Genomic DNA, 23,921 nt, shown 5'->3' on the forward strand with positions numbered 1-23,921 from the left:
GTGTCAGGAAGGGCTCGGGAGACGACCCCCTCGGACCCCCGGGCACTCGCCATCGCGGCGCCTGCCTCGGGATCACGGCCTGACGGTGCTCATCACGGCTGCTGCAACAGGGGCGATGACGAGCGAACGGCCGTGATCAGCCGCGGGTGCCGCTGCTGCGGTGAGGCCACCGATCAAGACGAATGAAAAATCAGGCCCAAAACGGGGGTCGGATTGGATAATCCAATCCGACCCCCGTTTTCGTCGCGATTTTTCACCAGCCCCGGGGAGCCTCAGTCCTCCTGCCCCGCGGGCGCCCGGTCCACAGGTGAGTCCGGTGCCTGCGGCGCTGGCTGGGGCGCCGATCCCCCAAGGACCGACGAGCCGGGGGAGGCGGGCCTCGGGCCGCCCACCTGTTCGACGCCGGTGATCCGGCCGCCGTCGAGCGAGAGGAAGAGCACCACCTCGCGGCCGGCGGCCAGTCCCCGGGCCACCGCCCGTCGGCCGGCGTCCACCAGGTCCACCAGCTCGAAGCCGCGCAGCTCCTGCGCCCAGACGGAGGTGTCCGCCGTCGCGCCGTCCACCAGCACCGGCCCGGCCAGCACCTGCGCCAGGGCAGCACCGTCGCCGGACTCGAGCGCCCGCGCCATCCGGTTGGCCAGCTGCAGCGTGGTCAGCCCGCCGCTCGCCGACGGGGCAGGCGTCGTCGTGGCCGGCGGCACCACCACCGGGCTGCCGACGTGGTCCGGGGTGGGCACCTCGGGGGCCGGCTGCGCCGCCCCGGCCTCCACCGAGACCACCTCGCCGTGTCGCGGGACCACGCAGGTGATGCCGAACTCGGTCACGATGCGCTGCTTGAGCGCCTCGGCGGAGTCCGGCTCGCCGTGCACCAGGTAGACGGTGCGCGGCTTGCGGGGCAGGTCGCGCAGCCAGTCGAGCAGGTCGGAGCAGTCGGCGTGGACACTGAACTCCTTGTCCTGCACGATCGTGGCCCGCACCGGCACGTAGCGGCCGTGCATCTTCAGTTCCTTGGCGCCGTCCAGCAGCATCCGTCCGCGGGTGCCCGCGCCCTGGTAGCCGGTCAGCACCACCGAGTGCCGCGGGTCGGGCAGCATGTGCTCCAGGTGGTGCACCACCCGGCCGCCGGTGGCCATGCCCGAGGAGCTGATGATGATGCAGGGGAACTTCGGGTCGTTCAGCGCCATCGACTCCTCCGCCGAGGTCACCTCACGCAGCCCCTTCAGGTCGGTGAAGTCGTCGACGTGGATGTCGGGACGCAGCTCCTCGGAGCTGCGGTAGACCTTCAGCGCGGCCAGCGCCATCGGGGAGTTCACGAAGACCGGCACCTCCGGGATCCGCCCGGCCTTGCGCATCTCGGTGACCACCTTGAGCACCGCCTCGGTGCGGTCCACCGCGAAGGCGGGCACCAGCACCGAGCCGCCGCGGGCCACGGTGCGTCGGATGGTCTCGGCGAACTCCTCGTGGGGCAGCCCCTCGGGCTCCGGGTGCTCCCGGTCGCCGTAGGTGGACTCCATCAGCACGTGGTCGGCACCCTGCGGCACCCCGCGCGGCTTCAGCACCGGATGGTCGTGGCGGCCCAGGTCTCCGGAGAAGAGGATGGAGCGGCCCTCGTGGGTCAGGTTCACGCAGGCCGAGCCCAGGATGTGCCCCGCCCGGGTGAGCCGCACCATGAGGCCCTCGCGCAGGTCCACGTCGACGTCGAAGTCGATCGGCCGGAACAGCCGCATGGTGGTCTGCACGTCCTCCTGCGTGTACAGCGCCAGCGGCGGGTTGTGCTTGGACCAGCCGCCCTCGGCGGCATCCTTCGCGTCCTGCTCCTGCAGGTGGGCGGAGTCCATCAGCACGATCTCGGCCAGCTCGATGGTGTCCGGTGTGCACCAGATGGTGCCCCGGAAACCGGCCTTGACCAGCGCCGGGATGTAGCCGCAGTGGTCCAGGTGGGCGTGGGTGAGCAGCAGGTCGCTGATCGATCCGGGATCCACCGGGAACTTCGCCCAGTTCATCTCCCGCCACCGCTTCTCGCCCTGGAACAGGCCTGCGTCGACCAGCACCCTGCGATCCCCGATGGTGACCAGGTGCTTGGATCCGGTGACGGTGCCCGCGGCACCAAGGAACGTCAGTGTCATCTGTGCCATGCCACCACTGTGACCCTCCCGGGGCGTGCGGGGAAGGGAATGCGAGAAGGTTCACCAGCTTGCCAGCTTCACGTCGACGGACCGGCCGCCCGGCCTGCAGCCGGCCACCGGAGCCTGTGGCAGGATGGGCGGCAGACGCCCCGGCGTCACAACTGCACAACGACACCCCGACGGGTGCGAGGAAGCCGGATGAGCCGGCACGGTCGCGCCACTGTGATCGTCGCCCACGGGCGACGGGAGTCAGGAACTCCCCCGTCGAGGTTCCGACCAACGAGACGCGCCATCTCGTGAAGGAGACTCCATGCACATCGCAGAAGGCTTTCTGCCGCCCGTCCAGTGCGCCATCTGGTACGCCGCCTCCGCACCCTTCGTCGTCCACGGTGCCCGCGCCGTGATCGCCGAGTCGCGCAGGAATCCCGAGAACAAGCTGCTGCTGGCCGCCGCCGGCGCCTTCACCTTCGTCCTCTCGGCCATCAAGCTGCCCTCGGTCACCGGCTCCTCCTCGCACCCCACCGGCACCGGCCTGGGCGCGATCCTCTTCCGACCACCCGTGATGGCCTTCCTCGGCACGGTGGTGCTGCTCTTCCAGGCCCTGCTGCTGGCCCACGGCGGCATCACCACGCTCGGCGCCAATGTCTTCTCGATGGCCGTCGCCGGACCCTGGCTGGGCTACGGCGCCTACCGGCTGTCCCAGCGGCTCCACCTGCCCGGTTGGGCCGCCGTCTTCGCGGCCATGTTCGTCGCCGACCTGGCCACCTACTGCGTCACCTCGCTGCAGCTGGCGTTGGCCTACCCCGACGCCTCCACCGGCATCGCGGGCTCCGCCGCCAAGTTCCTCTCCCTCTTCGCGCTGACCCAGATCCCGCTGGCCGTGATGGAGGGCCTGCTCGGCATCCTGGTGATGGGCTTCCTGGCCCGCGTCGCCCCCGAGGACCTGCGCCGGCTCGGCGTGACCGCCACCCAGCAGGGGGTGGCCCATGTCTGAGCGCACTGCCTCCCGATGGAAGGTGGTCGGCCTGCTGCTGGCCATCGTCGCCATCTTCGCCCTCTGCCTCGCCCTGGCCCCCAAGCCCTCCGGCGACGGGGAATCCTTCGGTGGCACGGATGCCGCGGTCACCGAGGTGCTCGAGGAGCAGGGGGTCGAGCCCTGGTTCAGCTCGGTCTTCCAGCCCGGCAGCAGCGAGATCGAGTCCGGACTGTTCGCCCTCCAGGCCGCCCTCGGCGGCGGGGTGCTCGGCTACGCCCTGGGCAACCTGCGGGGCCGTCGCAGCGCCCGACGCCCTGCCCCCGTCGTGCCGGAGCAGGTGGACGACGGTGCACGCGAGCGTCCTTGACGACGCGGCCTGGGCCTCGTCCTGGCGTCGCCACCAGGTGGGGGAGAAGGTGGTGCTGAGCCTCGGGCTGGTGCTCACCGCCCTGCTCGCCCCCGCCTGGCCCGGCTGCCTGCTGGTGGCGCTGGCCGCGCTCGGCCTGATGCTGTTGTCCGCCCGGGTCAGACCGCGCGTGCTGGCGCTGGTGGTGGCCGCACCGCTGGCCTTCGTCGCGGTGGGCGTGCTGCCCGTCGCGGTCCAGGTGGGCGGGACTCCCGTCGACGCCTGGTGGCAGCGCGGCCCCTTCTCGGTGGGTGGGGCCAGCCTGCGACGTGCCGCCGAGCTGGCCGCCCACTCCGTCGCCGGCGCCCTGGCGATGGTGCTGCTGGCCACCACCACCCCGATCAGCGACCTGCTGGCCTGGGCCCGCCGCTGTCACCTGCCCGCCCCGCTGGTGGAGGTGGCCGGGCTCACCTACCGGCTGCTGTGGGTGCTGCTGGCCAGCGTCCTGACCATCCGCGAGGCGCAGCACGCCCGGCTGGGTGATGCCGCCCCGCTGGGTCGGCGGCTGGCCACCAGCGGTGCGACCGTCGGTTCCGTGCTGGTGCGCTCCTGGGAGGGGGCGCGACGGCTCGAGGACGGCCTGGCGGGACGCGGCTACACCGGTCCGCTGCCCACGTTGCAGCAGGCGCCGGCCGCCTCACACCCGCTGCGGCTCGGCGTCGTGGCGGTGCTGGCCGCCATCTGGGCCTGCTGCTGGGTGGTCGCCCGGTGAGCGTGTTCCCGACGACGGCGCCCGCGGTGCTCGCCGCCCGCGGCCTGGTGGCCGGCCACGGCAGCCATCGGGTGCTGGACGGCGCCGACCTGCAGCTGCCGCGCGGTCGCCGCACCGCCCTGCTGGGCGCCAACGGCTCCGGCAAGACCACCCTGCTGCGCTGCCTGTCCGGCGCGCACCGGCCCTGGCCGGGAAGCGTGCAGCGCCCCGACGCGGCCCTGGAGCACTCCCGCGCCGGGCTGCGGGAGCACCGTCGCCGGGTTCAGCTGGTGCTGCAGGATCCCGACGACCAGCTCTTCAGCGCCGACGTGCGCGCCGACATCTCCTTCGGCCCAATGAACCTGGGCCTGCCCGAGTCCGAGGTGCGCGAACGGGTGGCCGAGGCGCTGGCGCTGCTGGGTCTGGAGGCCCTGGCCGACCGCCCCACCCACCAGCTCTCCCACGGCGAGCGCAAGCGGGTGGCCACCGCCGGCGCCGTGGCGATGCGGCCCGAGGTGCTGCTGCTCGACGAGCCCACCGCCGGCCTCGACCCGGTGGGCGTCCACGAGCTGCTGGCCGCCCTGGAGCGGCTGCACACCGCCGGCACCACCGTCCTGCTCTCCACCCACGACGTCGACCTGGCCCTGGCCTGGGCCGACGAGGTGGCCGTGGTGCTGGACGGCCGGGTGCACCAAGGGGCGCCCACCGACCTGCTGGCCGACGGCGAGCTGCTGCAGCGCGCCCGGCTGCACCGGCCCTGGCCGCTGGAGCTCGCCGCCCGGCTGCACCTGCCCGGTGCGCCCCGCACCCTCGACGACCTGTACCACCTGCTGGCCGGCTCCCCGGCCGGCGCCGACCCCACCCCCAGGAGGGCCTGATGAGCTATCCCTTCACCGCCATCGTCGGCTGCGAGAGCGACGACCTGGAACCGATGGGCCTGGCCCTGGTGCTCACCACCATCAGCCCCGCCATCGGCGGCGTGCTGGTGCGCGGTGAGAAGGGCACCGCCAAGTCCACCGCCGTGCGCGCCCTGGCCGCCGTGCTGCCCCCGCTCGAGGTCTACGAGGGCGACCGGTTCAGCATCGACCCGGCCGATCCGCGGGCCAGTTCCCCCGACGGTCCCTTCGACGCCACCACGCCCCGCGCCCGTCGAGCCGTGCGGCTGGTGGAGCTGCCGGTGGGGGCCACCGAGGACCGGGTGCTCGGCTCGATCCAGCTGCAGAGCGCGCTGGCGGCCGGCCGCGTCGAGTACGAGCCCGGCCTGCTGGCCCGCGCCCACCGCGGCATCCTCTACGTCGACGAGGTGAACCTGCTGCACGACCACCTGGTCGACCTGCTGCTCGACGCCGCCGCCATGGGCACCTCCACCGTGGAGCGCGACGGCATCTCCATCACCCATGCCGCCCGCTTCGTGCTGATCGGCACCATGAACCCCGAGGAGGGCGAGCTGCGGCCCCAGCTGCTGGACCGCTTCGGCCTCACCGTCGAGGTGGCCGCCCCGCGTGACTGGGAGCGTCGCGCGGAGGTGGTGCGCCGCCGGATGGCCCACGACGACGACCCCGAGGCCTTCGCCGAGCGCTACCGCGCCAGCGACGAGGAACTCACCCGACGGGTCACCGAGGCCATGGACCGGGTGCACCGGGTGCGGCTGGGCAGTGCCGCGCTGCGCAAGATCGCCGAGGTCTGCGCCGCCTTCGAGGTGGACGGGCTGCGCGCCGACATCGTCACCGCCCGCACCGCCGTCGCCCACGCCGCCTGGCAGGGCCGCGAGGAGGTGACCCGCGCCGACATCCGGCAGGCCGCCCTGCTCGCCCTGCCGCACCGGCGCCGCCGCAATCCCTTCGACGCCCCCGGCCTGGACACCGACCTGCTGGACCAGCTGCTGGGCGACGAGCTGCCGCCCGATGACGACCCCAGCGACCCCGAGCCCCCGGAGCAGGGCCCGGACGGCGGCCCCGAGGACGGTCCCGACCAGGGCCCGGAGCAGCCCGCCGAGCCCGACGACGCTCAGGAGCAGACCTCGGGCGAGCCCCAGGACCCTTCTGCTGCCCACGACCCCGGAAATCGACCGCTCGACGGGCGCGACCAGCCCGAGGCCCGCGAGGAGCCGGGCGAGCCGCAGGATCGAGAGGTCGAAAACCGGGGCGAGCAGGAGCGGCCCGCCGTGGGGCTGGCCCCGGAACGGGTGGACCGGGCCGGCCGCCCCAGCCCGCGGCCCCGGCTGCTGACCGTTCGGGGACTGGGGGAGGGGGCCTCGGGGCGTCGCAGCCGCGCGGTCACCAGTGACGGCCGACGGGTCGGTGCCCGCCGCCCCGACACCGGCCCCGGTTCGCTGCACCTGGTGGAGACGCTGCGCGCCGCGGCCGGTGAGCAGGGCAACCGCCGCGCTCCCGGCCCCGGCCGGCTGGAGCTGCGGGGCGAGGACCTGCGGCTGGCGGTGCGCGAGGGGCGCGAGGCCAACCTGGTGCTCTTCTGCGTCGACGCCTCCGGCTCGATGGCCGCCCGCAAGCGGATGGTGCAGGTGAAGACCGCCATCCTCAGCTTGCTGCTGGACGCCTACCGCCGCCGCGACCGGGTGGGCCTGGTCACCTTCCGCGGCCAGGGCGCCGACCTGGCGCTGCCGCCCACCCGCAGCATCGACATCGCCGCCACCCGGCTCGACGAACTGCCCGCCGGCGGCCGCACCCCGCTGGCCGAGGGGCTGCTGGAGGCCGCTCGGGTGCTGCGCCGGGAGAAACTGCGCGATCCCCGCACCCGTCCGCTGCTGGTGGTGGTCACCGACGGCCGCGCCAACAGCGGCACGGAGGCGGTGGCCCGTGCCCTGCAGGCTGCCGACCACCTGGCCGGCACCGGCATCACCAGCGTCGTGGTGGACGGCGAGGCCGGCCCGATGCGGCTGGGCCTGGCGCGCCGGCTCGCCGCCCACCTGGGCGCCGAGCACCTGGCCGTGGCCGAGGTCACCGCCGACGCGCTGACCAGCACCGTCGGGCGCCACACCCGGCCGGTGCCGGCCGCCGGCTGACCCCGGCCTGAGGCCGGGGCCGGGGCCAGGGCCGGGCCGCCTCTCAGACCTGGTCGTCCTCCAGGTCGCCCTCGACGTCCAGGTAGACCTGCTGCATGGCGGCCATCACCTCGGGATCGGGCTTCTCCCACAGGCCGCGCTCGGCGGCCTCGGACAGCTTCTCGACGATCCCCTGGAGCGCCCACGGGTTGGCATGGCGCATGAAGGCCTGGTTGTCGGCGTCGAGCACGTACTCGTGGGCGAGCTTGTCGTACATCCAGTCGGGGACCACGCCGGCGGTCGCGTCGAAGCCGAACAGGTAGTCGACGGTGGCCGCCAGCTCGAAGGCCCCCTTGTAGCCGTGCCGCTGCATCGCCGCGATCCAGCGCGGGTTCACCACCCGGGCGCGGAAGATGCGGTTCGTTTCCTCGCCCAGGGTGCGGGTGCGCACCGCCTCCGGGGCGGTGGAGTCGCCCACATAGGCCTTCGGCTCCGCCCCGGTCAGCGCACGCACCGTGGCCACCATGCCGCCGTGGTACTGGAAGTAGTCGTCGGAGTCGAGGATGTCGCTCTCGCGGTTGTCGATGTTCTTCGCCGCCACCTGGATGCGACGGTAGTTGCGCTGCATGTCGTCCTTGGCGGGCGCCCCGTCCAGGTCGCGGCCGTAGGCGAAGCCGCCCCATTCGGTGTAGACCTCGGCCAGGTCAGCGTCGTCGCGCCAGCCTCCCGACTCCACCAGCTGCAGGATGCCGGCGCCGTAGCTGCCCGGCTTCGAGCCGAAGATCCGGGTGCGGGCGCGCCGCTCGTCGCCGTGCTCGGCCGCATCGGCCAGCATGTGGGCCCGCACGTGGTTCTGCTCGACGGGCTCGTCCAGCTCGGCGACCATCCGCACCGCGTCGTCCAGCAGGGCGATGACATGGGGGAAGGCATCGCGGAAGAAGCCCGAGATGCGCACCGTCACGTCGATGCGGGGGCGTCCCAGCTCCTCCAGGGAGAGCACCTCCAGCCCGATCACACGCCGTGACTGCTCGTCCCAGACCGGCATCACCCCCAGCAGGGCCAGCACCTCGCCGATGTCGTCGCCGCTGGTGCGCATCGCGCTGGTGCCCCAGACGCTCAGCCCCACCGAGGTGGGGTAGGCGCCGGTCTCGTCCAGGTGGCGCTGCAGCAGCGAGTCGGCCATCGCCTGGCCGGTCTGGTGGGCCAGCCGGGAGGGGATCGCCTTCGGGTCGACGGAGTAGAAGTTGCGGCCGGTGGGCAGCACGTTCACCAGCCCGCGCAGCGGCGAGCCCGAGGGGCCGGCCTCGATGTAGCCGCCGTCGAGGGCGTGCAGCACCTGCCCGATCTCGCGGGTGGTGGCGGCCAGGCGCGGCACCACCTCCGTGCAGGCGAAGCCCAGCGAGGCCGCGGCACCGGTATTGGGGGCACCGGTGACGGCCTGCACCACCTCCTCGACGCGGGAGGCGTCCCAGCCGGTGTCGGCGATGCGCTGCACCAGCTCGTGGGCGAGGGCCTCCACCCGGTCGGTCTCCTGGGTGCCGGCGTCGTCGGCCAGGCCGAGTGCGCTGCGGAGCCCGGGCACACCGTCGGTGCGGCCGCCGAACATCTGTCCGGCGCGCAGCATGGCGAGCACCAGGTTCACCAGGCCCTCGCCCTCGGGCGCCTGGCCGAGCACGTGCAGGCCGTCGCGGATCTGCACGTCCTTGATGGCGCACAGGTGGTAGTCGATCTGGCCCACCATGTCGTCGAAGGCCTCGCCCTCGGGGCGGTTCTCGACGCCCAGGTCCTGGTCCATCCTGGCGGCCCGCAGCAGGGTCCAGATCTCGCCCTGCAGCGCGGGGGCCTTGGCGGGGTCCATGGCGGAGACGTTGCCGTACTCGTCGAGCAGCTGCTCCAGCCGGGCGATGTCGCCATAGCTCTCGGCGCGCGCCATCGGCGGCACCAGGTGGTCGACGATCGTGGCGTGCGCCCGACGCTTGGCCTGGGTGCCCTCGCCGGGATCGTTGACCAGGAAGGGGTAGACCAGCGGCATCGAACCCAGCGCCGCGTCCGTGCCGCAGCCGGCCGACAGGGCCGCCTTCTTGCCGGGCAACCATTCCAGGTTGCCGTGCTTGCCGACGTGGACCACGGCATGGGCGCCGAAGGTCTGCTCCAGCCAGCGGTAGGTGGCGATGTAGTGGTGCGTGGGGGCCAGGTCCGGGTCGTGGTAGATGGCGATCGCGTTCTCCCCGAAGCCGCGGGGCGGCTGCACCAGGATCGCCACATTGCCGCTCACCAGCGCGGCGCACACGATGTGCGGCTCGTTGCCGGAGTCGTCGACGTAGAGGGTGCCGGGCGCCTCGCCCCAGGCCTCGGTCATCTGCTCGCGCAGCTGTTCGGGCAGCTCGCCGAACCACTGCCGGTAGGTGCTGGCCGGGATCCGGACCTGGAAGCCCTCGACCTGCTGCTGGCTCAACCAGTCCGGATCCTGCCCTCCGGCGGCGATCAGCGCGTGGATGAAGGCATTGCCGGCGGTGGTGTCCGGGTCCTCACCGTCGACGGGCTCCAGCTCGCCCAGGCCGGGGATGGCGCCGGGCTCGCCCAGGTCATAGCCGGCCTCGGCCATGGCGCGCAGCAGGCGAATGGTGGACACCGGCGTGTCGAGGCCCACCGCATTGCCGATCCGGGAGTGCTTGGTGGGGTAGGCGGACAGCACCAGGGCGATGCGTCGTTCGGCGGGCGGGATCTGGCGCAGGCGTGCGTGGTTGACGGCCGTGCGGGCCACCCGGGCGCAGCGTTCCGGATCGGCGACGTAGTGGGGCAGGCCGTCCTCGCCGGTCTCCTTGAAGGAGAAGACGGTGGAGATCAGGCGACCGTCGAATTCGGGCACCGCCACCTGCGTGGCGACGTCGAGCGGGCTCATGCCGTCCTCGGAGGCCTCCCAGTCGGCACGGCTCCAGGTCAGGCACAGGCCCTGGATGATGGGGATGTCGAGGTTGGCCAGCTGGTGCACGTCCCAGGCCTCGTCGTCACCGCCGGCCTGCGCCGCGGCGGGCCGGGTGCCGCCCGCGGCCAGCACGGTGGTGACCAGCGCGTCGAGGCTGCCGAGGTGGGCGAGCAGGTCGTCGGGAGCATCACGCAGGGAGGTGGCGAAGATGGCGACACCGATGCCACCGGCCTGGTCGATCGCCTCGCACAGGGACTGCACGTAGGCGGTGTTCCCGGCCGCCTGCTGGGCGCGGTAGAAGAGCACGCCGACGCGGGGTCGCACCGGGCTGCCGTCGGCCAGCGTCGCCGCGGGCGCGGTGGAGGGGTCGGGCGCCGGGCGCTCCAGCTCACCCCAGACGGGCAGCTCGACGGGCGGCTCGAAGCCCTCGCCGGTGAGCAGCAGGGTGTCGCAGAGGAAGCGGTGCAGGTTGTCGAGGTTCTCGGCCCCGCCCTGGGCCAGGTAGCGGTGGGCCTCGGCGACGACCCGCGGCGGCACATTGCGGCTGAGTTCCATGAGCTCCGGGTTGGGGGCCTGCTCACCGCCCAGGACCAGCAGGGGCAGGCCGCTGCCGGCGATCTGCTCGAAGCCCGGGCACAGGTCCTGCGGGCCGCCCAGCAGGCGCACCACGACGATGCTGCAGGCGGCCACCTGCTCGAGGAGCTGCTGGTGGGCAGGCCGGCCCGGGTTGGCCAGCAGCCAGTCGGCGCCGCTGGCGCGGGCGCTCAGCAGGTCGGTGTCGGACGTGGACAGCAGGGCGATGCGCACGGCGGCGTCTCCTCCCCCGGGGTTCTCGCCCCGGTACGTGGGTCAGGGATCACCCACGGCCAGTGTCTGGCTGCCCCTCGCGGGGTCACAGTGGCGGAACCGCCCCGGACTCTCACCGGGTTCCTGCACCGTGGGCTGGCCCCACCCTAGCGGGCAGGGACGTCCCCTCGTCGAGCCGTCGGCCTGCTCAGGAGACCTTGGTGAGCTCCACCTCGACGAAGGTCTCCGAGGTCTGGCCGCCGGTGAAGATGCCGAACAGCGGCATCACGTCGGCATAGTCGCGGCCGTAGCCCACCTCGATGTGCTCCTCGCCGGGCGGGCAGGCGTTGAGCGGGTCGAGGCCCACCCACTCGCCGTCCCAGAACTGCAGCCAGGCGTGCAGGTTGGCCGGCTGGGAGACGCCCAGCGGCGGGTCCAGGCTGGGCAGCACGTAGCCGGCGACATAGCGCGCCGGGATGCCCACGTGGCGCAGCGCCCCGATCACCAGGTGCACCACGTCCTGCACCGACCCGGCGCCCTCCTGCCAGGCCTCGCGGGCCTGTTGGCGGGGACGCCCGGCGCCCCAGACGCGGTCGATCCGCTCGCGCACCATCGCCGAGACCACGCGGACGTAGTCGGCAGGATGGTCGTAGACCTCACGCATCTCGGGCAGCCGCTGGGCCACATCGCCCAGCGTCGTGTACTCGGTGGGCTGCAGGAATTCGCACCAGCGGTCGGCGAGCACCGGGTCGGCCAGGTCCTGCCAGGTCAGCTGCGGCACGTGCTCCACGACGGGACGGTGCACGTCGACATCGCTGGAGGCGGTGATCATCAGCTGCTCGTGCTGCTCGTGCACCTCGAAGCTGAGCACCTGGGTGCCCCAGTAGTCGGTGTGGGCGTGCTGCCAGGCGGTGGGGCTGATGTCCACCTTGTTGCTCATCACCAGCTGCTCGTGGCTGCTCAGCGGCGTCATGCGCACCTCGTTGAAGGAGGCCTTGGCGCCCAGCGTGCCGTAGCGGTAGCCGGTGCGGTGGACGATGCGGATCCTGCTCATGCCTGGCCTCCCTGCCACTCGGCGACGTCCGAGACCTCGAAGTAGCGCTTGGTGACCGCCTCGCTGATCTGGCGGCAGGCCACCTGCACCAGCTCCATCCGGGCCGGCAGGTCGGTCAGCAGTGAGTCGGCGGTCTGGAACTCCAGCTCGGCGCGGGCCCGTCCGGCCAGCAGGCTGGCCCGGTCGGTGATGGTGGAGCGGGCCACCTCGGCGCGGTCCAGCTCGGTCAGCGCCTCCAGCGCGATCCCCAGCGAGTGCACCACCGAGCGCGGGAAGAGCCGGTCCAGCAGCAGGAACTCCGCCGCCGTCACGTCCACCTCGTCGCCGCCGTAGTTGCGGATGAAGGCGTGGTGGGCACCGCAGGCGCGCAGCGCATTGCTCCAGGCCACCGTGCTCGACGGGTTCAGCGCCGCCGAGGCCACCAGGCGGGCGGTCATGTCGGCGCGCTCCAGGCTGCGGCCCAGCCGCAGGAACTGCCAGCCCTCGTCGTGCACCATCGTCTGGTCGGCGATGCCGGAGATGGTGGCGCAGCGCTCACGGACCTGCTTCAGCGCGGACGTGGGCCGGATCAGCCGGAAGCGGTGCCCGGTGGCCTCCAGGTAGGTGGTGTTGATGCCCTCCCACATCTCCACGCTCACCGTCTCGCGGGCGCGACGGGCGCTCTCCCGGGCCCCGCCCAGCGCGTAGACGATGGAGCTGACGGTCTGGGGGTCGTAGCAGAGCTGGGCCAGCACGTACTTCTGGGTCACCCGGTTCTCGCGGATGGCCTCGGAGGCGTCGATGCCCATCACGCCCAGCAGGCCCAGTGCGGTCAGGTACTCGTCGGCGGTGGGATCCTCCACCATCTGCTGGATGTGGACGTCCAGGATCCGGCAGGTGTCCTCGGCCCGCTCCAGGTAGCGGCCGATCCAGAACAGGTTCTCGGCGATCCGGCTCAACATGTCAGGCCTCCCCGAAGGGCGTGAGGGTCTGGCTCATCGAGCCCATGGTCTGCGTCATGCCTCCGGCCCCGGCGGCCTGCTGGGCCTGCTGCACGCTCTGCGCCTGCTTGGCCACCAGGGGGTGGTGCGGGCCCTGCGGGGCGGCGATGGGGCGGGGTGGCTCGACGTCCTCGCCGGTGCCCAGCACCCAGGTGTCCTTGGAGCCGCCGCCCTGCGAGGAGTTCACGATCATCTCGCCCTCGGGCAGCGCGACGCGGGTCAGGCCGCCGGGCAGCACCCAGACCTCCTCGCCGTCGTTGACCGCGAAGGGGCGCAGGTCCACGTGGCGGGGGCGCATGGCACCGTCGATCATGGTGGGCACGGTGGACAGCTGCACCATGGGCTGTGCGATCCAGCCGCGCGGGTCGGCCAGGATCTTGGCGCGCACCGCATCCACCTCGGAACGCTCCACCAGCGGGCCGATCACGATGCCCTTGCCGCCGGAGCCGTCCACCGGCTTGACCACCAGCTCCTCCAGCCGGTCCATCACCTCGGCGCGGTGCTCCGGCTCCTCCAGCCGCCAGGTGTCCACCTGCTTGAGCAGCGGCTCCTCGGCCAGGTAGTAGCGCACCAGGTCCGGCACATAGGTGTAGACCAGCTTGTCATCGGCCACGCCGTTGCCGATCCCGTTGGCGATGGTGACATTGCCGGCGCGGGCGGCGTTCACCAGCCCGGCGATGCCCAGCATGGAGTCGCGGCGGAAGTGCACCGGGTCCAGGAAGTCGTCGTCGACGCGGCGGTAGATCACGTGTACCCGACGCAGGCCGCGGGTGGTGCGCGCCTTGATCTGGCCGTTCTGGCAGACCAGGTCGCGGCCCTCCACCAGCTCGACGCCCATCTGACGCGCCAGCAGGGCGTGCTCGAAGTAGGCGGAGTTGTAGACGCCGGGGGTGAGCACCACGATGTTCGGGTCGCTGATGCCGCTGGGAGCGGCGGCGCGCAGGGCGGCCAGCAGCCGCGAGGCGTAGGAGTGCACCGAGCGCACCGTGTAGTGGCCGAAGACCTCCGGCAGGGCGGCGCTCATGGCGCGCCGGTTGGTGAGCACGTAGGAGACGCCCGAGGGCACCCGCACGTTGTCCTCCAGGACGCGGAAGGTGCCCTCCCGGTCGCGCACCAGGTCGATGCCGGCCACGTGCACCCGCACCCCGTTGGCAGGGCGCAGCCCGGCCACCACGCGGTGGAAGTGGGGCGAGGAGGTGACCACGTGGCGCGGGATGACGCCGTCGTCGAAGACGTGACCGGCGCCGTAGACGTCGGACAGGAAGGCCTCCAGGGCTCGCACCCGCTGGGCCACGCCCGCCGAGGTGGCCGCCCAGTCCGCCTCCGGGACGATGCGCGGCACGATGTCCAGCGGGAAGGGCCGCTCCTCGCCGCCGACGTCGAAGGTCACGCCCTGGTCCAGGTAGGTGCTCTTCAGGTACTCGGAGCGGCTGCGCATCTCGTCGGCACCCAGCTGGGAGACCGCCTGCTCCAGGCCCTGGTAGGCCTGTCGCGTGCCGGAGCCGTCGAACATCTCGTCGAAGACCTCGGCACGGGTGGGATAGCCGTCGAAGTGGTTCACCCTCGACACTGTGCCAGAAGCCTGTTGCGTCCATGTTTCGGCCACGTCTCCCCCTACCTGCCGCGGCGGCCCGCGACGCCGCGCGCGAGCAGCCATCCCCCGATGATCCCTGCCAGGTCGGTGATTGCGTCCGCCGGGGAGCCCGACCTCCCGGCGACGAAGCGGTACTGCACCAGTTCGCTCACCACCGCGTGCACGGCAAATGCGCCGGCCACCAGAACAGGGCGCAATTGTGCCAGGCAGAAGAATGTCACCGGCATGAAGAACAGGGCGAAATGCACCAGCTTGTCGGCATGGGTGAAATTCACGCCGCCGGGCGGACTGGGGGTGTAGAGCGCCCACGCCTGGAAAGCCACCGCCAGCAGGCCCAGGACCAGCCACGCCCGCCTCGACCACGTCTGGTGGCGGGCGGGCGTGGCAGTTCTCATGGGGGAACTGTGTCACATCGGGCCGGACGGGCCCGGGGGCTGGTGCTCAGGCCCCCTGTCCGGGCTCGCGGGTGCGGACCACCTCGACGCGGTGCTGGAGGGCGTCGCGCAGCAGGCGCATGGCACGCAGCGAGGTCTCGGCATCGTCCTGGCTGAGCTCCGACAGGACCTGCTTGATCACCTCGTGGTTGTTCTTGCGGGCGGTGTATGCCAGCTCGTAGCCCTTGGCGGTGGGCTTGAGCAGCACCTTCCTGCGGTCCTGCGGATCGCTGTCGCGCTCCACCAGGGCCGCCGAGGCCAGGCGCTCCACCAGGTAGGTCACGGCACCGCTGGACAGGTCCAGTCGGGTGGCCAGGTCACCGGCGGTCAGCGCATTGCCCTCGTCCTTGGCGCGCTGGATCATGCCCAGCGCCTTGAAGTCGGTCGGATGGAGACCGCAGGCGTGGGCGCAGGCCTGGCGCAGCTGCTCACCGACGTCGGTGAGCTCGCGCAGGGTCTGGCCGACGTCGATGACCATCGGGTTCGTATTCGGGGAATCAGGCACCAGTCAAGGCTAACTGGGGCAAATCACATCCCCTGCCATCCGCACAAGAAACTTGTTCACTTGACGCAAATTTCTTCTGGATCCGTAAGATTTGCACCCCCAAGGGGGTAGTGACGAAATGAAGCCAAAGTTGGTGAATTGTCACGTCAGTGAAATGGTGGCGCTCATGGTGTGGGAGGCCCCCGGGGAGAGCTGGGTGGCGTCTCCCAGCGCGTTGACCGTCTCGACGCAGCACATGCCGGTCCACTCCTCGTCGCCGAAGTCGGCCATCGCCTCCGACTTGTCCACCCACGGGTTCCAGACCACGGTGTTGGCGCTGCAGGCCTTCTCCACCACGATGGTGCGGCCCAGCTGCTCGTCCACGATCCGGGTGGTGGCCTCGGAGAAGTAGACCCGGTCGGTCTCGGCGGTGAAGGTCACGTCGCCGGACTGGGTGCGACGGTCGCCGGCCACCTTGTCCAGGTAGTCCGCGCCGTCCAGCCCCTCGATCCGCACCTGGCGGGCGTCGCCCACCGCGAAGTAGGTGTGCAGCGCCTCCTCCACCTCCAGCGGCTGCTCGCCCGCCCGCACCGTGAGCGCCAGCTGCATGGCCGTGCCCATGGTGACCGCATAGCTGGCCTCGAAGTCCGCCGGGAAGCCACCCAGGTCTGCGACGTCGTCCCCGGTGAGGGTGAAGACCAGCCGCACCAGGCCGTTGGGGCTGAGCTCGGCGCTGGTCAGGTTCCACGGCGAGAGCCGCGCGAAGCCGTGGGCGGGGGTCCGGTCGCCGTCGCGGCCGGGTCCGAACCAGGGGAAGCACAACGGGATCCCGCCGCGGATCGCCGTGCCGTCGGTGAAGTGCGACGAGCCGCTCATCCACAGCACCGGCTCGGAGCCCTTGGGGGTCCACTCGGCCACGTGCGCCCCGTTGCGGTAGACCAGTCCGGTGCACAGCTCGGTGTCGATGCGCACCGCCTCCAGGCCGTTCTCCGTGACGATGCTGACGCCCTGCGGCAGGTTCTTCTCGCTCATGGGGAGAACCTAGACCCGCCCGCCGCCCCCGCGAAAGGTCCGCCGCCCGAAGACGCCGCTCCGCGGCCGAAGTCTGCACCTTCGGCCGCCCATGGACCGGGCCAGCTTCCGCCGCAGCATCCGGTCGCGCTGTCCGCCCGGTTCGGGCGAGGAATCCACCCGGTGCGCGGATCACGGCCCGGAGGTCTCCGTCGCCCCCGTTGCTGCAGGGGCGATGTGGCGGTACCGGCCGCGATGAGGGTGGCTCGGCCGTGATGAGAGTGGTGCGGACGCGATCCGCCGGAGGATGGGACAGCGGCGGCGTCGGGCTATCGGGGCGGCGGCTGGACCGTGCTGATCGCCCCTGTTGCCGCAGGGGTGATGCTGACATTGGCGGGTGTGTGGCACTGCGCGTCGTGTTGAGGGTGGCTCGGCCGCGATCCGCCGGAGGATGGGACAGCGGCGGCGCCGGGCTGTCGGGGCGTCGACGGCGCCGATTGCGGCGCAAGTGGCCGGCTTGCTTGTGGTGTTCGACGGGTACGGGCGTCGGCCCCCTCTCTCACTCCTCGACCCCTTCACGATCGCCTCGACCCCTTCACGATCGCCTCGACCCCTTCACGATCGCCTCGACCCCTTCACGATCGCCTCGACCCCTTCACGACCGGGTCGGAGCGTATGGGGCGGGGTCGGAGCGCGTGGGGCGGGGCCAGGGCGCATAGAGCGGGGTCGGAGTGCGTGGGGCGGGGTCGGAGCGCGTGGGGCGGGGTCAGAGCGCCTGGACCGAGGTGAACCATCGCGACGGGCTGCCTGCGTCGCGCGAACCGTCGCGACGGGCCGCCTACGTCGCGTGAACTGCCGCGAGGGCCTCAGCCGGGCGAGCCGGCCGGTGCCTCCTCGCGGTCCAGCGCCAGGTGGATGCTGCGCACCGAGTAGCCGCGGATCAGCTCGTCCCAGCCCAGCACCGGGGTGGTGGTCAGCCGCACCGGCAGGGCCAGCAGACGGGTGAGCAGCACGTCGGCCTCCTGGATGGCCAGGGCGTTGCCGGGGCACTTGTGGGGCCCGTCGCCGAAGCTCATCACCTCCTCACCCACCCGGGGCGGCAGCTCGCGGCCCGGGCACAGGTCGTAGGCGGCCTCGCCCACCACCTCGGGATCGGTGTTGGCATTGCGGATGAACAGGTCCAGCAGCGCGCCGGCGGGGATGTGGTGCGTGGTGCCGTCCAGTTCCACCTCCACCGGCTCGGTGGTGCGCCGGTAGAGGTGCCCGACGATCGGCTCCAGACGCAGGATCTCGTGCAGGATCGTGTAGCGCTCGGCCTTGTCGGCGGCCAGGTAGCGACGACGCAGCGGCTCGTCGCCGAGCAGGTGCCAGGTGGCCATCGAGATGTACTCGCGGGTGGTGACCATCCCCGCGGCACCGTAGGTGATGCACTCGATGAGGATCTCGGGGTCCTTGTAGCCGGCATCCACCAGGTGGCTGATCACGTCGGCCGGCCGCTCGGTGCCCGGCGCCGGGTTGCGACGGGCGCGGATGGCGGGGCGGACGTCCTTGAGGAAGAAGGCGGCCATGGTGGCATGGCTGCGGGTGGCCATCGCGATGGTGTCGAAACGGCTGGCGGTGCCCTTCGCGTCGGCCGGCACCACCGGGATGTCGAAGAAGCGCTCCAACCGACGGGCCATCGCGGCGGTGTCGGAACTGGTCAGCCCCACCACCTCGCCGGCCACCACCACGGAGTAGTGCAGCGACAGCTGCGAGAGGTCCACCTCGCCACGCTGCACCAGGCCCGCCACCAGCTCGTCGGCGCTGCGCTCCATCACCCCGTGGTAGCGCGAGTCCACCGTCTTCGGCGCGAAGTAGCGCGCGATCGCGGAGCGCTGGCTGCGGTGGCCCTCCCCGTCGGCGAACAGGATCGGCTTGCGCAGGCCGCGCATGGTGACCGACTCGGCATTGAAACCGGCCTGGGTGGTGGCGCGGCTGCGCAGCACCTGGCGCACCGCCTCCATGCTGCGCACCTGCCAGGTGCCGTCCACCAGCTCGATGCCGTGGGCGCGGCTCTCGCCCGGGTAGTTGGTCTTGCGACGGTCGACCGGACAGCTGCTCATGGTGGTTCCCTCCAGGGCTCGTGCCCCCATCATCCCCTGCCGCACGAGCATCCGCGCTGCTGCCAGACTGTTTTCATGTCCTCCGCCCTGCTGCCGGCCCATGGCACCCTCGACGCCGAGGCCGCGCTGGCGCTGCTGGTGGCGCACACCGTCGCGCCGGCCGAGGAGACGCTCGACGGGGTGCACCGACGGTTGCTGCGCCTCGACGGCGAGCTGGTGCCGGTGGCCGTCGAGCCGAGGCCGGAGGGAGTGCTGCTGGAGGTGGCGCCGCGTCACGCGGAGCAGGCCGCTGCGGTGGTGCGTCGCTGGTTCGAGCTCGACGTGGACCAGGCCGCCCGCAACGCCCGCTTCGCCGCCGACCCGACGCTGGGCCCGCTGGTGGCGGCCCGCCCCGGGCTGCGGGTCACCGGCCACCCCGACCCCTTCGAGGCGCTGCTGTGCACCGTCGTGGGCCAGCAGATCTCGCTGGCCGCGGCCCGCACCGTGACCGGCCGCCTGGTGCGCGCCCACGGTGCTCCTGGCCCCGGGGGTCTGGTCGCCTTCCCGCGGCCGCAGGACCTGGCCGGCCTGGAGGTCGACGCGCTGCGCGCCTCCTGCGGCTTCATGGCCTCGCGGGCGCGGACCATCCTGGCGGTGAGCCGAGCCGTCGCCGAGGGCCTGGACCTGTCGGTGGGGCAGTCGCCCGAGCAGCTGGCCGACACGCGACGTGACCTGCTGGCGCTACCGGGAATCGGGCCGTGGACCGTCGACTTCCTGTGCCTGCGAGCCCTGGGCGACCCGGACGCCTTCCCCGCCGGGGACCTGGTGCTCAAGAAGGCACTGGACGTGACCACCGACGCGGCCTGCCGGCGGCTCGGCGAGGCCTGGCGCCCGGAGCGCTCCTTCGCCGCCCTGCACCTGTGGACCCGGGCGGCCTACCTGGCCTGAGCAGCGCCAGGCGCGGTGCCACCGGCACCCGGTCCCGACGGGCCTGCGCGCCCGGCTGCGGCAGCCGACACCCCGCAGGGGCTGGGGATCAGAAGACGGCGGTGAGCACGCTGGTGGACAGCACCGCGGTGGCCGCCATGGCGCAGCCCAGCTCGACGGCCATGCCCAGCCCGATCGTCTTCACCGCGGCGACGCTGGTCTCCAGCGCCAGGCGGGCGTCCTTGAGGCGCACCAGCTCGGCCAGGAAGAGGCCGAGCACGAAGCCGATCGGCAGACCCAGCGCCGGCAGCACGAAGGCGCCCACGAGGCCGCAGACCAGGCCCACGACCACCGGCCACTGCGGGATCTCGCGGCGGCCCAGGTCACGCCGGGTGAGCAGCAGCGAGGCGGTCATCCCGATGGCCAGCAGCACCGCGGCCACGCCGAAGGCCACCCAGCCCCACGACGAGGTGCCCCAGATGGCCCAGACCAGGGCGGCGAGGGCCACCGTCAGGCTTCCCGGGAGCATCGGGACCACGATGCCGCACAGCCCCACCAGGGCCAGCAGGGCCACGACCACGGCAATCACTCCAACGCTCATGGCCCCAAGGCTACGGCCCCCGGAAACCGACCGCTCGATGACGCCCGGGCCCGCATCGGTGCCCGACGGGGTGGTCGAGCGGTCGATTTCCGGGGCCGGACGGCGGATCTGGCACCGCGAGCCGGGAGGGGTGAGGCCCGTGGGAGGACCCGCCCGCCGTTGAATTGTTGAGCCGTCAACGGCGTGGAAGCATGGAGCCATGGCCACCATCGTCTTCCTGCACGCCCATCCCGACGACGAGGCGTCGTCGACCTCGGGCTCCATGACCCGCGCCTCCCAGCAGGGCGATCGGGTGGTGGTGGTCTATGCCACCAATGGCTGTCACGGCGAGGTTCCCGAGGACCTGGCCGAGGGGGAGACGCTGGTGGAGCGCCGCCGCGCCGAGGCCGAGGCCTCCGCCCGCGTGACGGGCACCGCGCGCGTCGAGTGGCTGGGCTATGACGACTCCGGCATGACCGGCTGGGAGTCCAACACCGTCCCCGGCGCCTTCTGCTCGGCCGACCTGGACGAGGCCGCCGGGCGCTTGGCCCGGATCCTCGACGAGGAGCAGGCCGACGTGCTGGTGGGCTACGACTGGCACGGCAACTACGGCCACCCGGACCACGTCAAGGTGCACCCGGTGGCCTATCGCGCCGCCCAGCTCGCCGAGCGTCGTCCCCGCGTGCTGGAGGTCACCACCAATCGCGACCTGTTCGCCCGCACCATGGGCGCCGCCCGCGAGGCCGGGATGGAGATGGACTTCGACCCCAGCGGCCCCGCCGACGACGGCAACCCGATGGGAACCCCGGAGCAGGAGATCCACTGGGCCGTCGACGTGACCGGCCAGCTGGTGGCCAAGCGTGAGGCGCTGCTCTGCCACGCCTCGCAGACCACCGACATCGGCATGCTGACCAGCATCCCCGCCGAGGCCTTCGAGGTGGGCTTCGGCCGCGAGTTCTACCGCGAGCACGGCCGCCCCAACGGCCTGCAGGAGGGCTGGCCCTTCACCCCGCTCGACTGAGCCCACGACGCGGCGGGCGGCCCGGGGCATGACGGGTCGGTCACGCCGAACCCCTTCCCAAGGGCAGCCCGGTTCAGCACAATCGTTTTCCATGAGCCAGATCGCCGTGGGTGAGCGCCACACCATGACCTACCGGGTGCCCGAGAACCGGTGCGTGCCCGATGTCTTCCCCGAGTCGCCGGAATTCCAGACCGTGCCGCGGGTCTTCGCCACCGCCTACATGGTGGGCGCCATGGAGTGGGCCTGCATGGAGGCGCTGCGCCCCCACCTGGAGCCCGGCCAGGGCAGCGTCGGGGTGCACGTCGACATCTCGCACACCGCGGCCACCCTGCCCGGCATGGAGGTGCGCTACGAGTGCACCGTCACCGAGGTGGACGGCCGTACCGTCTGGTGGGAGGTCAAGGCCTTCGACGACCTGGGTCCGATCGGTGAGGGGCGCCATGCCCGCGCCGTGCTCGACCAGGCCCGCTTCGAGGCGGGCGTGAACCGTCGCGCCGAGCAGGCCGAGGTGCCGGGACTGGCCGGCTGACCCGACGCGCAGAGCGCCCGGTCGCCGGCCTCAGAACAGGCTGTCCGGCTCCGGCGGCGGGGCGTAGGAGGGATCCACCCCGCGGAAGAGCTTGCTGACGCTCTTGCCCTCGTGGGTGCGGGCGATGGCGTCGGCGAACAGGCCGGCCACGCTGCGCACCTCCAGCTCGGGCCAGTCGGCGGGGCGCGGGACCGTGTTGGTGGTGATCACCTCGTCCACCATCGGGTGGCGCCGCAGCCGCTCGACGGCCTTGCCGGTGAACAGGCCGTGGGTGGTGGCCACCGAGGCCTGGACGCAGCCGAAGTCCTTGAGCCGGTTCAGCAGCTCGACGATGGAGCCGCCGGTGGCGATCTCGTCGTCCAGCACGATGGCCTTGCGTCCCATCACGTCACCGACGATGGAGTCGATCACCACCCGGTCGTCGGCCAGCCGCTGCTTGGAGCCGGCGGCCACCGGCAGGCCCAGCAGGCGGGCGAAGATGGTGGCCTGCTTCGCATTGCCGAGGTCCGGCGAGACGACGGTGTACTCGGACAGGTCGCGGCCACGGAAGTGGTCGGCCAGCACGCCGATCGCGGTGAGGTGGTCCACTGGCACCGAGAAGAAGCCGTGCACCTGCGGGGAGTGCAGCGCCATGGTCAGCACCCGGGTGGCGCCGGCGGTGGTGATCAGGTCTGCCACGAGCCGGCCGCCCATCGAGATCCGCGAGGCATCCTTCTTGTCGCTGCGGGCATAGGCGAAGTGCGGCATCACGGCGGTGATGTGAGCCGCCGAGGCGCCCTGCGCGGCATTGATCATCATCAGCAGCTCCATCAGGTTCTCCTGGGTGGGAGGGACCAGCGGCTGGATGATGTAGACGTCGCGGCGGCGGCAGTTGGCCAGCAGCTGGGTCTGGATGCAGTCATTGCTGAAGCGCTTGATGTCCACCTTGCTCAGTGGCACGCCCAGGTTGGTGCAGATCTCCTCGGCCAGCTCGGTGTGCGCCGAGCCGGAGAAAACGACGATGTCCCTGTCCTTCACGCGGGTGCCTTCCGGGCGAGTGGTGCTGACCGGACCACAGTAGTGCCAGATGCCGTGGGCGGGGCCCGGTCCCGCGATCCTGGCGCGGCACGGCCCCGGGCTGCGGGGATGCCGTCGGCTGGTCGACGGGCCGCCCCACCCGACCACCTGGCCGCCCCCACCCGGCGACGATGCGGGTCCGCGGCGTCACCTCGCCTAGGATTGGCGCCATGGCAACCACTTCCTCCACCGCCCTGTCCCGCCTGCGCACCACCGCCCTGGTGATCGTGGCGTGCGTGCTGGTCCAGGCGGCGCTCGGCATCGCCTCCCTCACCGGCTACCCCCAGGTCAACGAGATCCACGGCTGGATCGGCTACGTGACCTTCATCGCCTCCATCGTCGCGGCCGTCCTGGCCTTCAACCTCAGCAAGCTCTCGGCCCGCTTCAAGGGCACCTTCTTCCACGCCCTGAGCCTGCCCGTGCTGGCGCTGGTGCAGATCGGCATCATCGAGGCCAGCCAGGGCGCCGGCGCCATGAAGTGGCTGCACGTCGTGCTGGGCATCGCCTTCGTGGTGGCCTCCGTCGGCCTGTACGCCATGACCGGCGCCAAGCAGAACGGCCGCAGCGACGTCGTCGCCTGACCCCTGACCGACGAGGCGCCCCGGACCTGGTGGTCCGGGGCGCCTTGCCGTCTGCGGATCGGCCGGGCGCCCAACCCCGGAAACCGGCCCGTCGATCGTGAAGATGGCCCGGGACCCGCCGATCTCCGGATCGAGGGCGCGGATCTCAGGGTTGGGGCGAGCTCACCGCTCGTGCGGCGGCGGGGGAGGCCGGTGGCCGGGCGGCGGCGGGGCCGGGATGGAGTCCAACGAGGGCGTCTCGCCGGGCCAGAGCAGCGCGACGGTGCACGGCGCGTGGTCCAGCACGAACCGGGTGTGCCGCCCCAGGCTGGCCGGCCCCAGCCGGGACCGGTCCCCGTCGCGGGCCAGCAGCAGCAGGTCGGCCTGGTCGCAGGCGGCGGTGACCACCCGCTCGACGCGCCCGCTCAGCACCTCGGTGCGGCAGTCCCGGCCGAGCGCATCCGCCGCGCGGGCCAGCAGCTCGGTGGCGGCCTGCTCGGTGAGCCGCTCGCCAACCTGCTGGTGCTCCTCGCGACGGCGCCCCCGCCCCATCAGCCCGCCCATCATCGAGCTGGGCAGCGCCTCCTCGGCGTCGACGGCGGCCACCAGCCGCAGCTCGTCCTCGGCCGGGCGGCGTCGCGCGGCCTCCACCACGGCCTGCCAGGTTCCCGGTTCGATCCAGGCCAGCACCCTCATCC

General features: G+C 72.3%; 21 protein-coding genes and 1 riboswitch. Of the genes, 9 read left to right on the forward strand and 12 right to left on the reverse strand.

Going from position 1 to position 23,921, the window contains the following annotated elements:
* Window positions 1-272: 272 nt before the first annotated feature.
* A complete protein-coding gene (locus ABD073_RS04185; RefSeq protein ID WP_343872579.1) occupies window positions 273-2,126 on the reverse strand; it encodes an MBL fold metallo-hydrolase RNA specificity domain-containing protein in 1,854 nt (617 codons plus the stop codon).
* Window positions 2,127-2,436: 310 nt separating this feature from the next.
* Here ABD073_RS04185 and ABD073_RS04190 point away from each other — a divergent pair, with 310 nt between their 5' ends.
* From ABD073_RS04190 to ABD073_RS04210, 5 genes are read left to right on the forward strand one after another with little or no spacing between them, the layout of a single operon-like run.
* Entirely contained in the window at window positions 2,437-3,120 is a 684-nt protein-coding gene (locus ABD073_RS04190; RefSeq protein ID WP_343872581.1) for an energy-coupling factor ABC transporter permease, read from the forward strand.
* Window positions 3,113-3,469 carry an energy-coupling factor ABC transporter substrate-binding protein gene (locus tag ABD073_RS04195; protein ID WP_343872582.1) on the forward strand — a complete coding sequence of 119 codons (357 nt, stop codon included), beginning with the start codon at window positions 3,113-3,115 and terminating at the stop codon, window positions 3,467-3,469. The genes ABD073_RS04190 and ABD073_RS04195 overlap by 8 nt, the downstream gene beginning before the upstream one ends.
* Entirely contained in the window at window positions 3,450-4,220 is a 771-nt protein-coding gene (cbiQ, locus tag ABD073_RS04200) for a cobalt ECF transporter T component CbiQ (RefSeq protein ID WP_343872583.1), read from the forward strand. The genes ABD073_RS04195 and cbiQ overlap by 20 nt, the downstream gene beginning before the upstream one ends.
* A 2-nt stretch (window positions 4,221-4,222) precedes the next feature.
* On the forward strand, window positions 4,223-5,077 hold the full coding sequence (locus ABD073_RS04205; protein WP_386751659.1) for an energy-coupling factor ABC transporter ATP-binding protein: 855 nt from the start codon (window positions 4,223-4,225) through the stop codon (window positions 5,075-5,077).
* On the forward strand, window positions 5,077-7,221 hold the full coding sequence (locus ABD073_RS04210; protein ID WP_343872584.1) for a VWA domain-containing protein: 2,145 nt from the start codon (window positions 5,077-5,079) through the stop codon (window positions 7,219-7,221). The genes ABD073_RS04205 and ABD073_RS04210 overlap by 1 nt, the downstream gene beginning before the upstream one ends.
* A gap of 43 nt (window positions 7,222-7,264) precedes the next feature.
* Here the strand turns inward: ABD073_RS04210 and cobN are convergent, their stop codons facing one another.
* From cobN to ABD073_RS04250, 8 genes are all read right to left on the reverse strand, one after another.
* Complete coding sequence (cobN, locus tag ABD073_RS04215; RefSeq protein WP_343872585.1) at window positions 7,265-10,933, reverse strand: cobaltochelatase subunit CobN; 3,669 nt, start codon at window positions 10,931-10,933, stop codon at window positions 7,265-7,267.
* Between the two features lie 40 nt (window positions 10,934-10,973).
* Window positions 10,974-11,081, reverse strand: a riboswitch (cobalamin riboswitch).
* A gap of 39 nt (window positions 11,082-11,120) precedes the next feature.
* Window positions 11,121-11,966 carry a transglutaminase family protein gene (locus ABD073_RS04220; RefSeq protein ID WP_343872586.1) on the reverse strand — a complete coding sequence of 282 codons (846 nt, stop codon included), beginning with the start codon at window positions 11,964-11,966 and terminating at the stop codon, window positions 11,121-11,123.
* The gene (locus ABD073_RS04225; protein WP_343872587.1) at window positions 11,963-12,907 is read right to left on the reverse strand and encodes an alpha-E domain-containing protein; all 945 of its coding nucleotides are present in this window, start codon (window positions 12,905-12,907) and stop codon (window positions 11,963-11,965) included. The genes ABD073_RS04220 and ABD073_RS04225 overlap by 4 nt, the downstream gene beginning before the upstream one ends.
* A 1-nt stretch (window position 12,908) precedes the next feature.
* Window positions 12,909-14,507 carry a circularly permuted type 2 ATP-grasp protein gene (locus tag ABD073_RS04230; protein WP_343872588.1) on the reverse strand — a complete coding sequence of 533 codons (1,599 nt, stop codon included), beginning with the start codon at window positions 14,505-14,507 and terminating at the stop codon, window positions 12,909-12,911.
* A gap of 53 nt (window positions 14,508-14,560) precedes the next feature.
* Window positions 14,561-14,935, reverse strand: a complete 375-nt coding sequence (locus tag ABD073_RS04235) for a VanZ family protein (RefSeq protein WP_343872589.1) — start codon at window positions 14,933-14,935, stop codon at window positions 14,561-14,563.
* Window positions 14,936-14,981: 46 nt separating this feature from the next.
* Window positions 14,982-15,479 carry a MarR family winged helix-turn-helix transcriptional regulator gene (locus ABD073_RS04240; RefSeq protein ID WP_343872590.1) on the reverse strand — a complete coding sequence of 166 codons (498 nt, stop codon included), beginning with the start codon at window positions 15,477-15,479 and terminating at the stop codon, window positions 14,982-14,984.
* A 141-nt stretch (window positions 15,480-15,620) separates the two neighbouring features.
* A complete protein-coding gene (locus ABD073_RS04245) occupies window positions 15,621-16,490 on the reverse strand; it encodes a D-hexose-6-phosphate mutarotase (RefSeq protein WP_343872591.1) in 870 nt (289 codons plus the stop codon).
* Between the two features lie 845 nt (window positions 16,491-17,335).
* On the reverse strand, window positions 17,336-18,571 hold the full coding sequence (locus tag ABD073_RS04250) for a cytochrome P450 (RefSeq protein WP_343872592.1): 1,236 nt from the start codon (window positions 18,569-18,571) through the stop codon (window positions 17,336-17,338).
* Window positions 18,572-18,646: 75 nt separating this feature from the next.
* Between ABD073_RS04250 and ABD073_RS04255 the strand changes: the two genes are divergently transcribed.
* Entirely contained in the window at window positions 18,647-19,498 is an 852-nt protein-coding gene (locus tag ABD073_RS04255) for a DNA-3-methyladenine glycosylase family protein (protein ID WP_343872593.1), read from the forward strand.
* An 88-nt stretch (window positions 19,499-19,586) separates the two neighbouring features.
* Here the strand turns inward: ABD073_RS04255 and ABD073_RS04260 are convergent, their stop codons facing one another.
* Complete coding sequence (locus tag ABD073_RS04260) at window positions 19,587-20,078, reverse strand: DUF456 domain-containing protein (RefSeq protein WP_343872594.1); 492 nt, start codon at window positions 20,076-20,078, stop codon at window positions 19,587-19,589.
* Window positions 20,079-20,277: 199 nt separating this feature from the next.
* On the opposite strand from ABD073_RS04260, the gene ABD073_RS04265 reads away from it, so the two are divergent.
* Window positions 20,278-21,078, forward strand: coding sequence for a PIG-L deacetylase family protein (locus ABD073_RS04265; RefSeq protein WP_343872595.1), 801 nt, complete (start codon window positions 20,278-20,280; stop codon window positions 21,076-21,078).
* 91 nt (window positions 21,079-21,169) lie between these two features.
* Window positions 21,170-21,607 carry a thioesterase family protein gene (locus ABD073_RS04270; protein ID WP_343872596.1) on the forward strand — a complete coding sequence of 146 codons (438 nt, stop codon included), beginning with the start codon at window positions 21,170-21,172 and terminating at the stop codon, window positions 21,605-21,607.
* Between the two features lie 30 nt (window positions 21,608-21,637).
* Here ABD073_RS04270 and ABD073_RS04275 read toward each other — a convergent pair whose 3' ends face one another.
* A complete protein-coding gene (locus tag ABD073_RS04275; protein WP_343872597.1) occupies window positions 21,638-22,624 on the reverse strand; it encodes a ribose-phosphate diphosphokinase in 987 nt (328 codons plus the stop codon).
* Window positions 22,625-22,833: 209 nt separating this feature from the next.
* On the opposite strand from ABD073_RS04275, the gene ABD073_RS04280 reads away from it, so the two are divergent.
* A complete protein-coding gene (locus tag ABD073_RS04280; RefSeq protein WP_343872598.1) occupies window positions 22,834-23,244 on the forward strand; it encodes a hypothetical protein in 411 nt (136 codons plus the stop codon).
* Between the two features lie 162 nt (window positions 23,245-23,406).
* Here ABD073_RS04280 and ABD073_RS04285 read toward each other — a convergent pair whose 3' ends face one another.
* Window positions 23,407-23,913, reverse strand: coding sequence for a universal stress protein (locus tag ABD073_RS04285; protein WP_343872599.1), 507 nt, complete (start codon window positions 23,911-23,913; stop codon window positions 23,407-23,409).
* Between the last annotated feature and the right edge of the window lie 8 nt (window positions 23,914-23,921).

The sequence above is a fragment of the Luteococcus peritonei genome (assembly GCF_039526385.1).
GTDB lineage: Bacteria > Actinomycetota > Actinomycetes > Propionibacteriales > Propionibacteriaceae > Luteococcus > Luteococcus peritonei.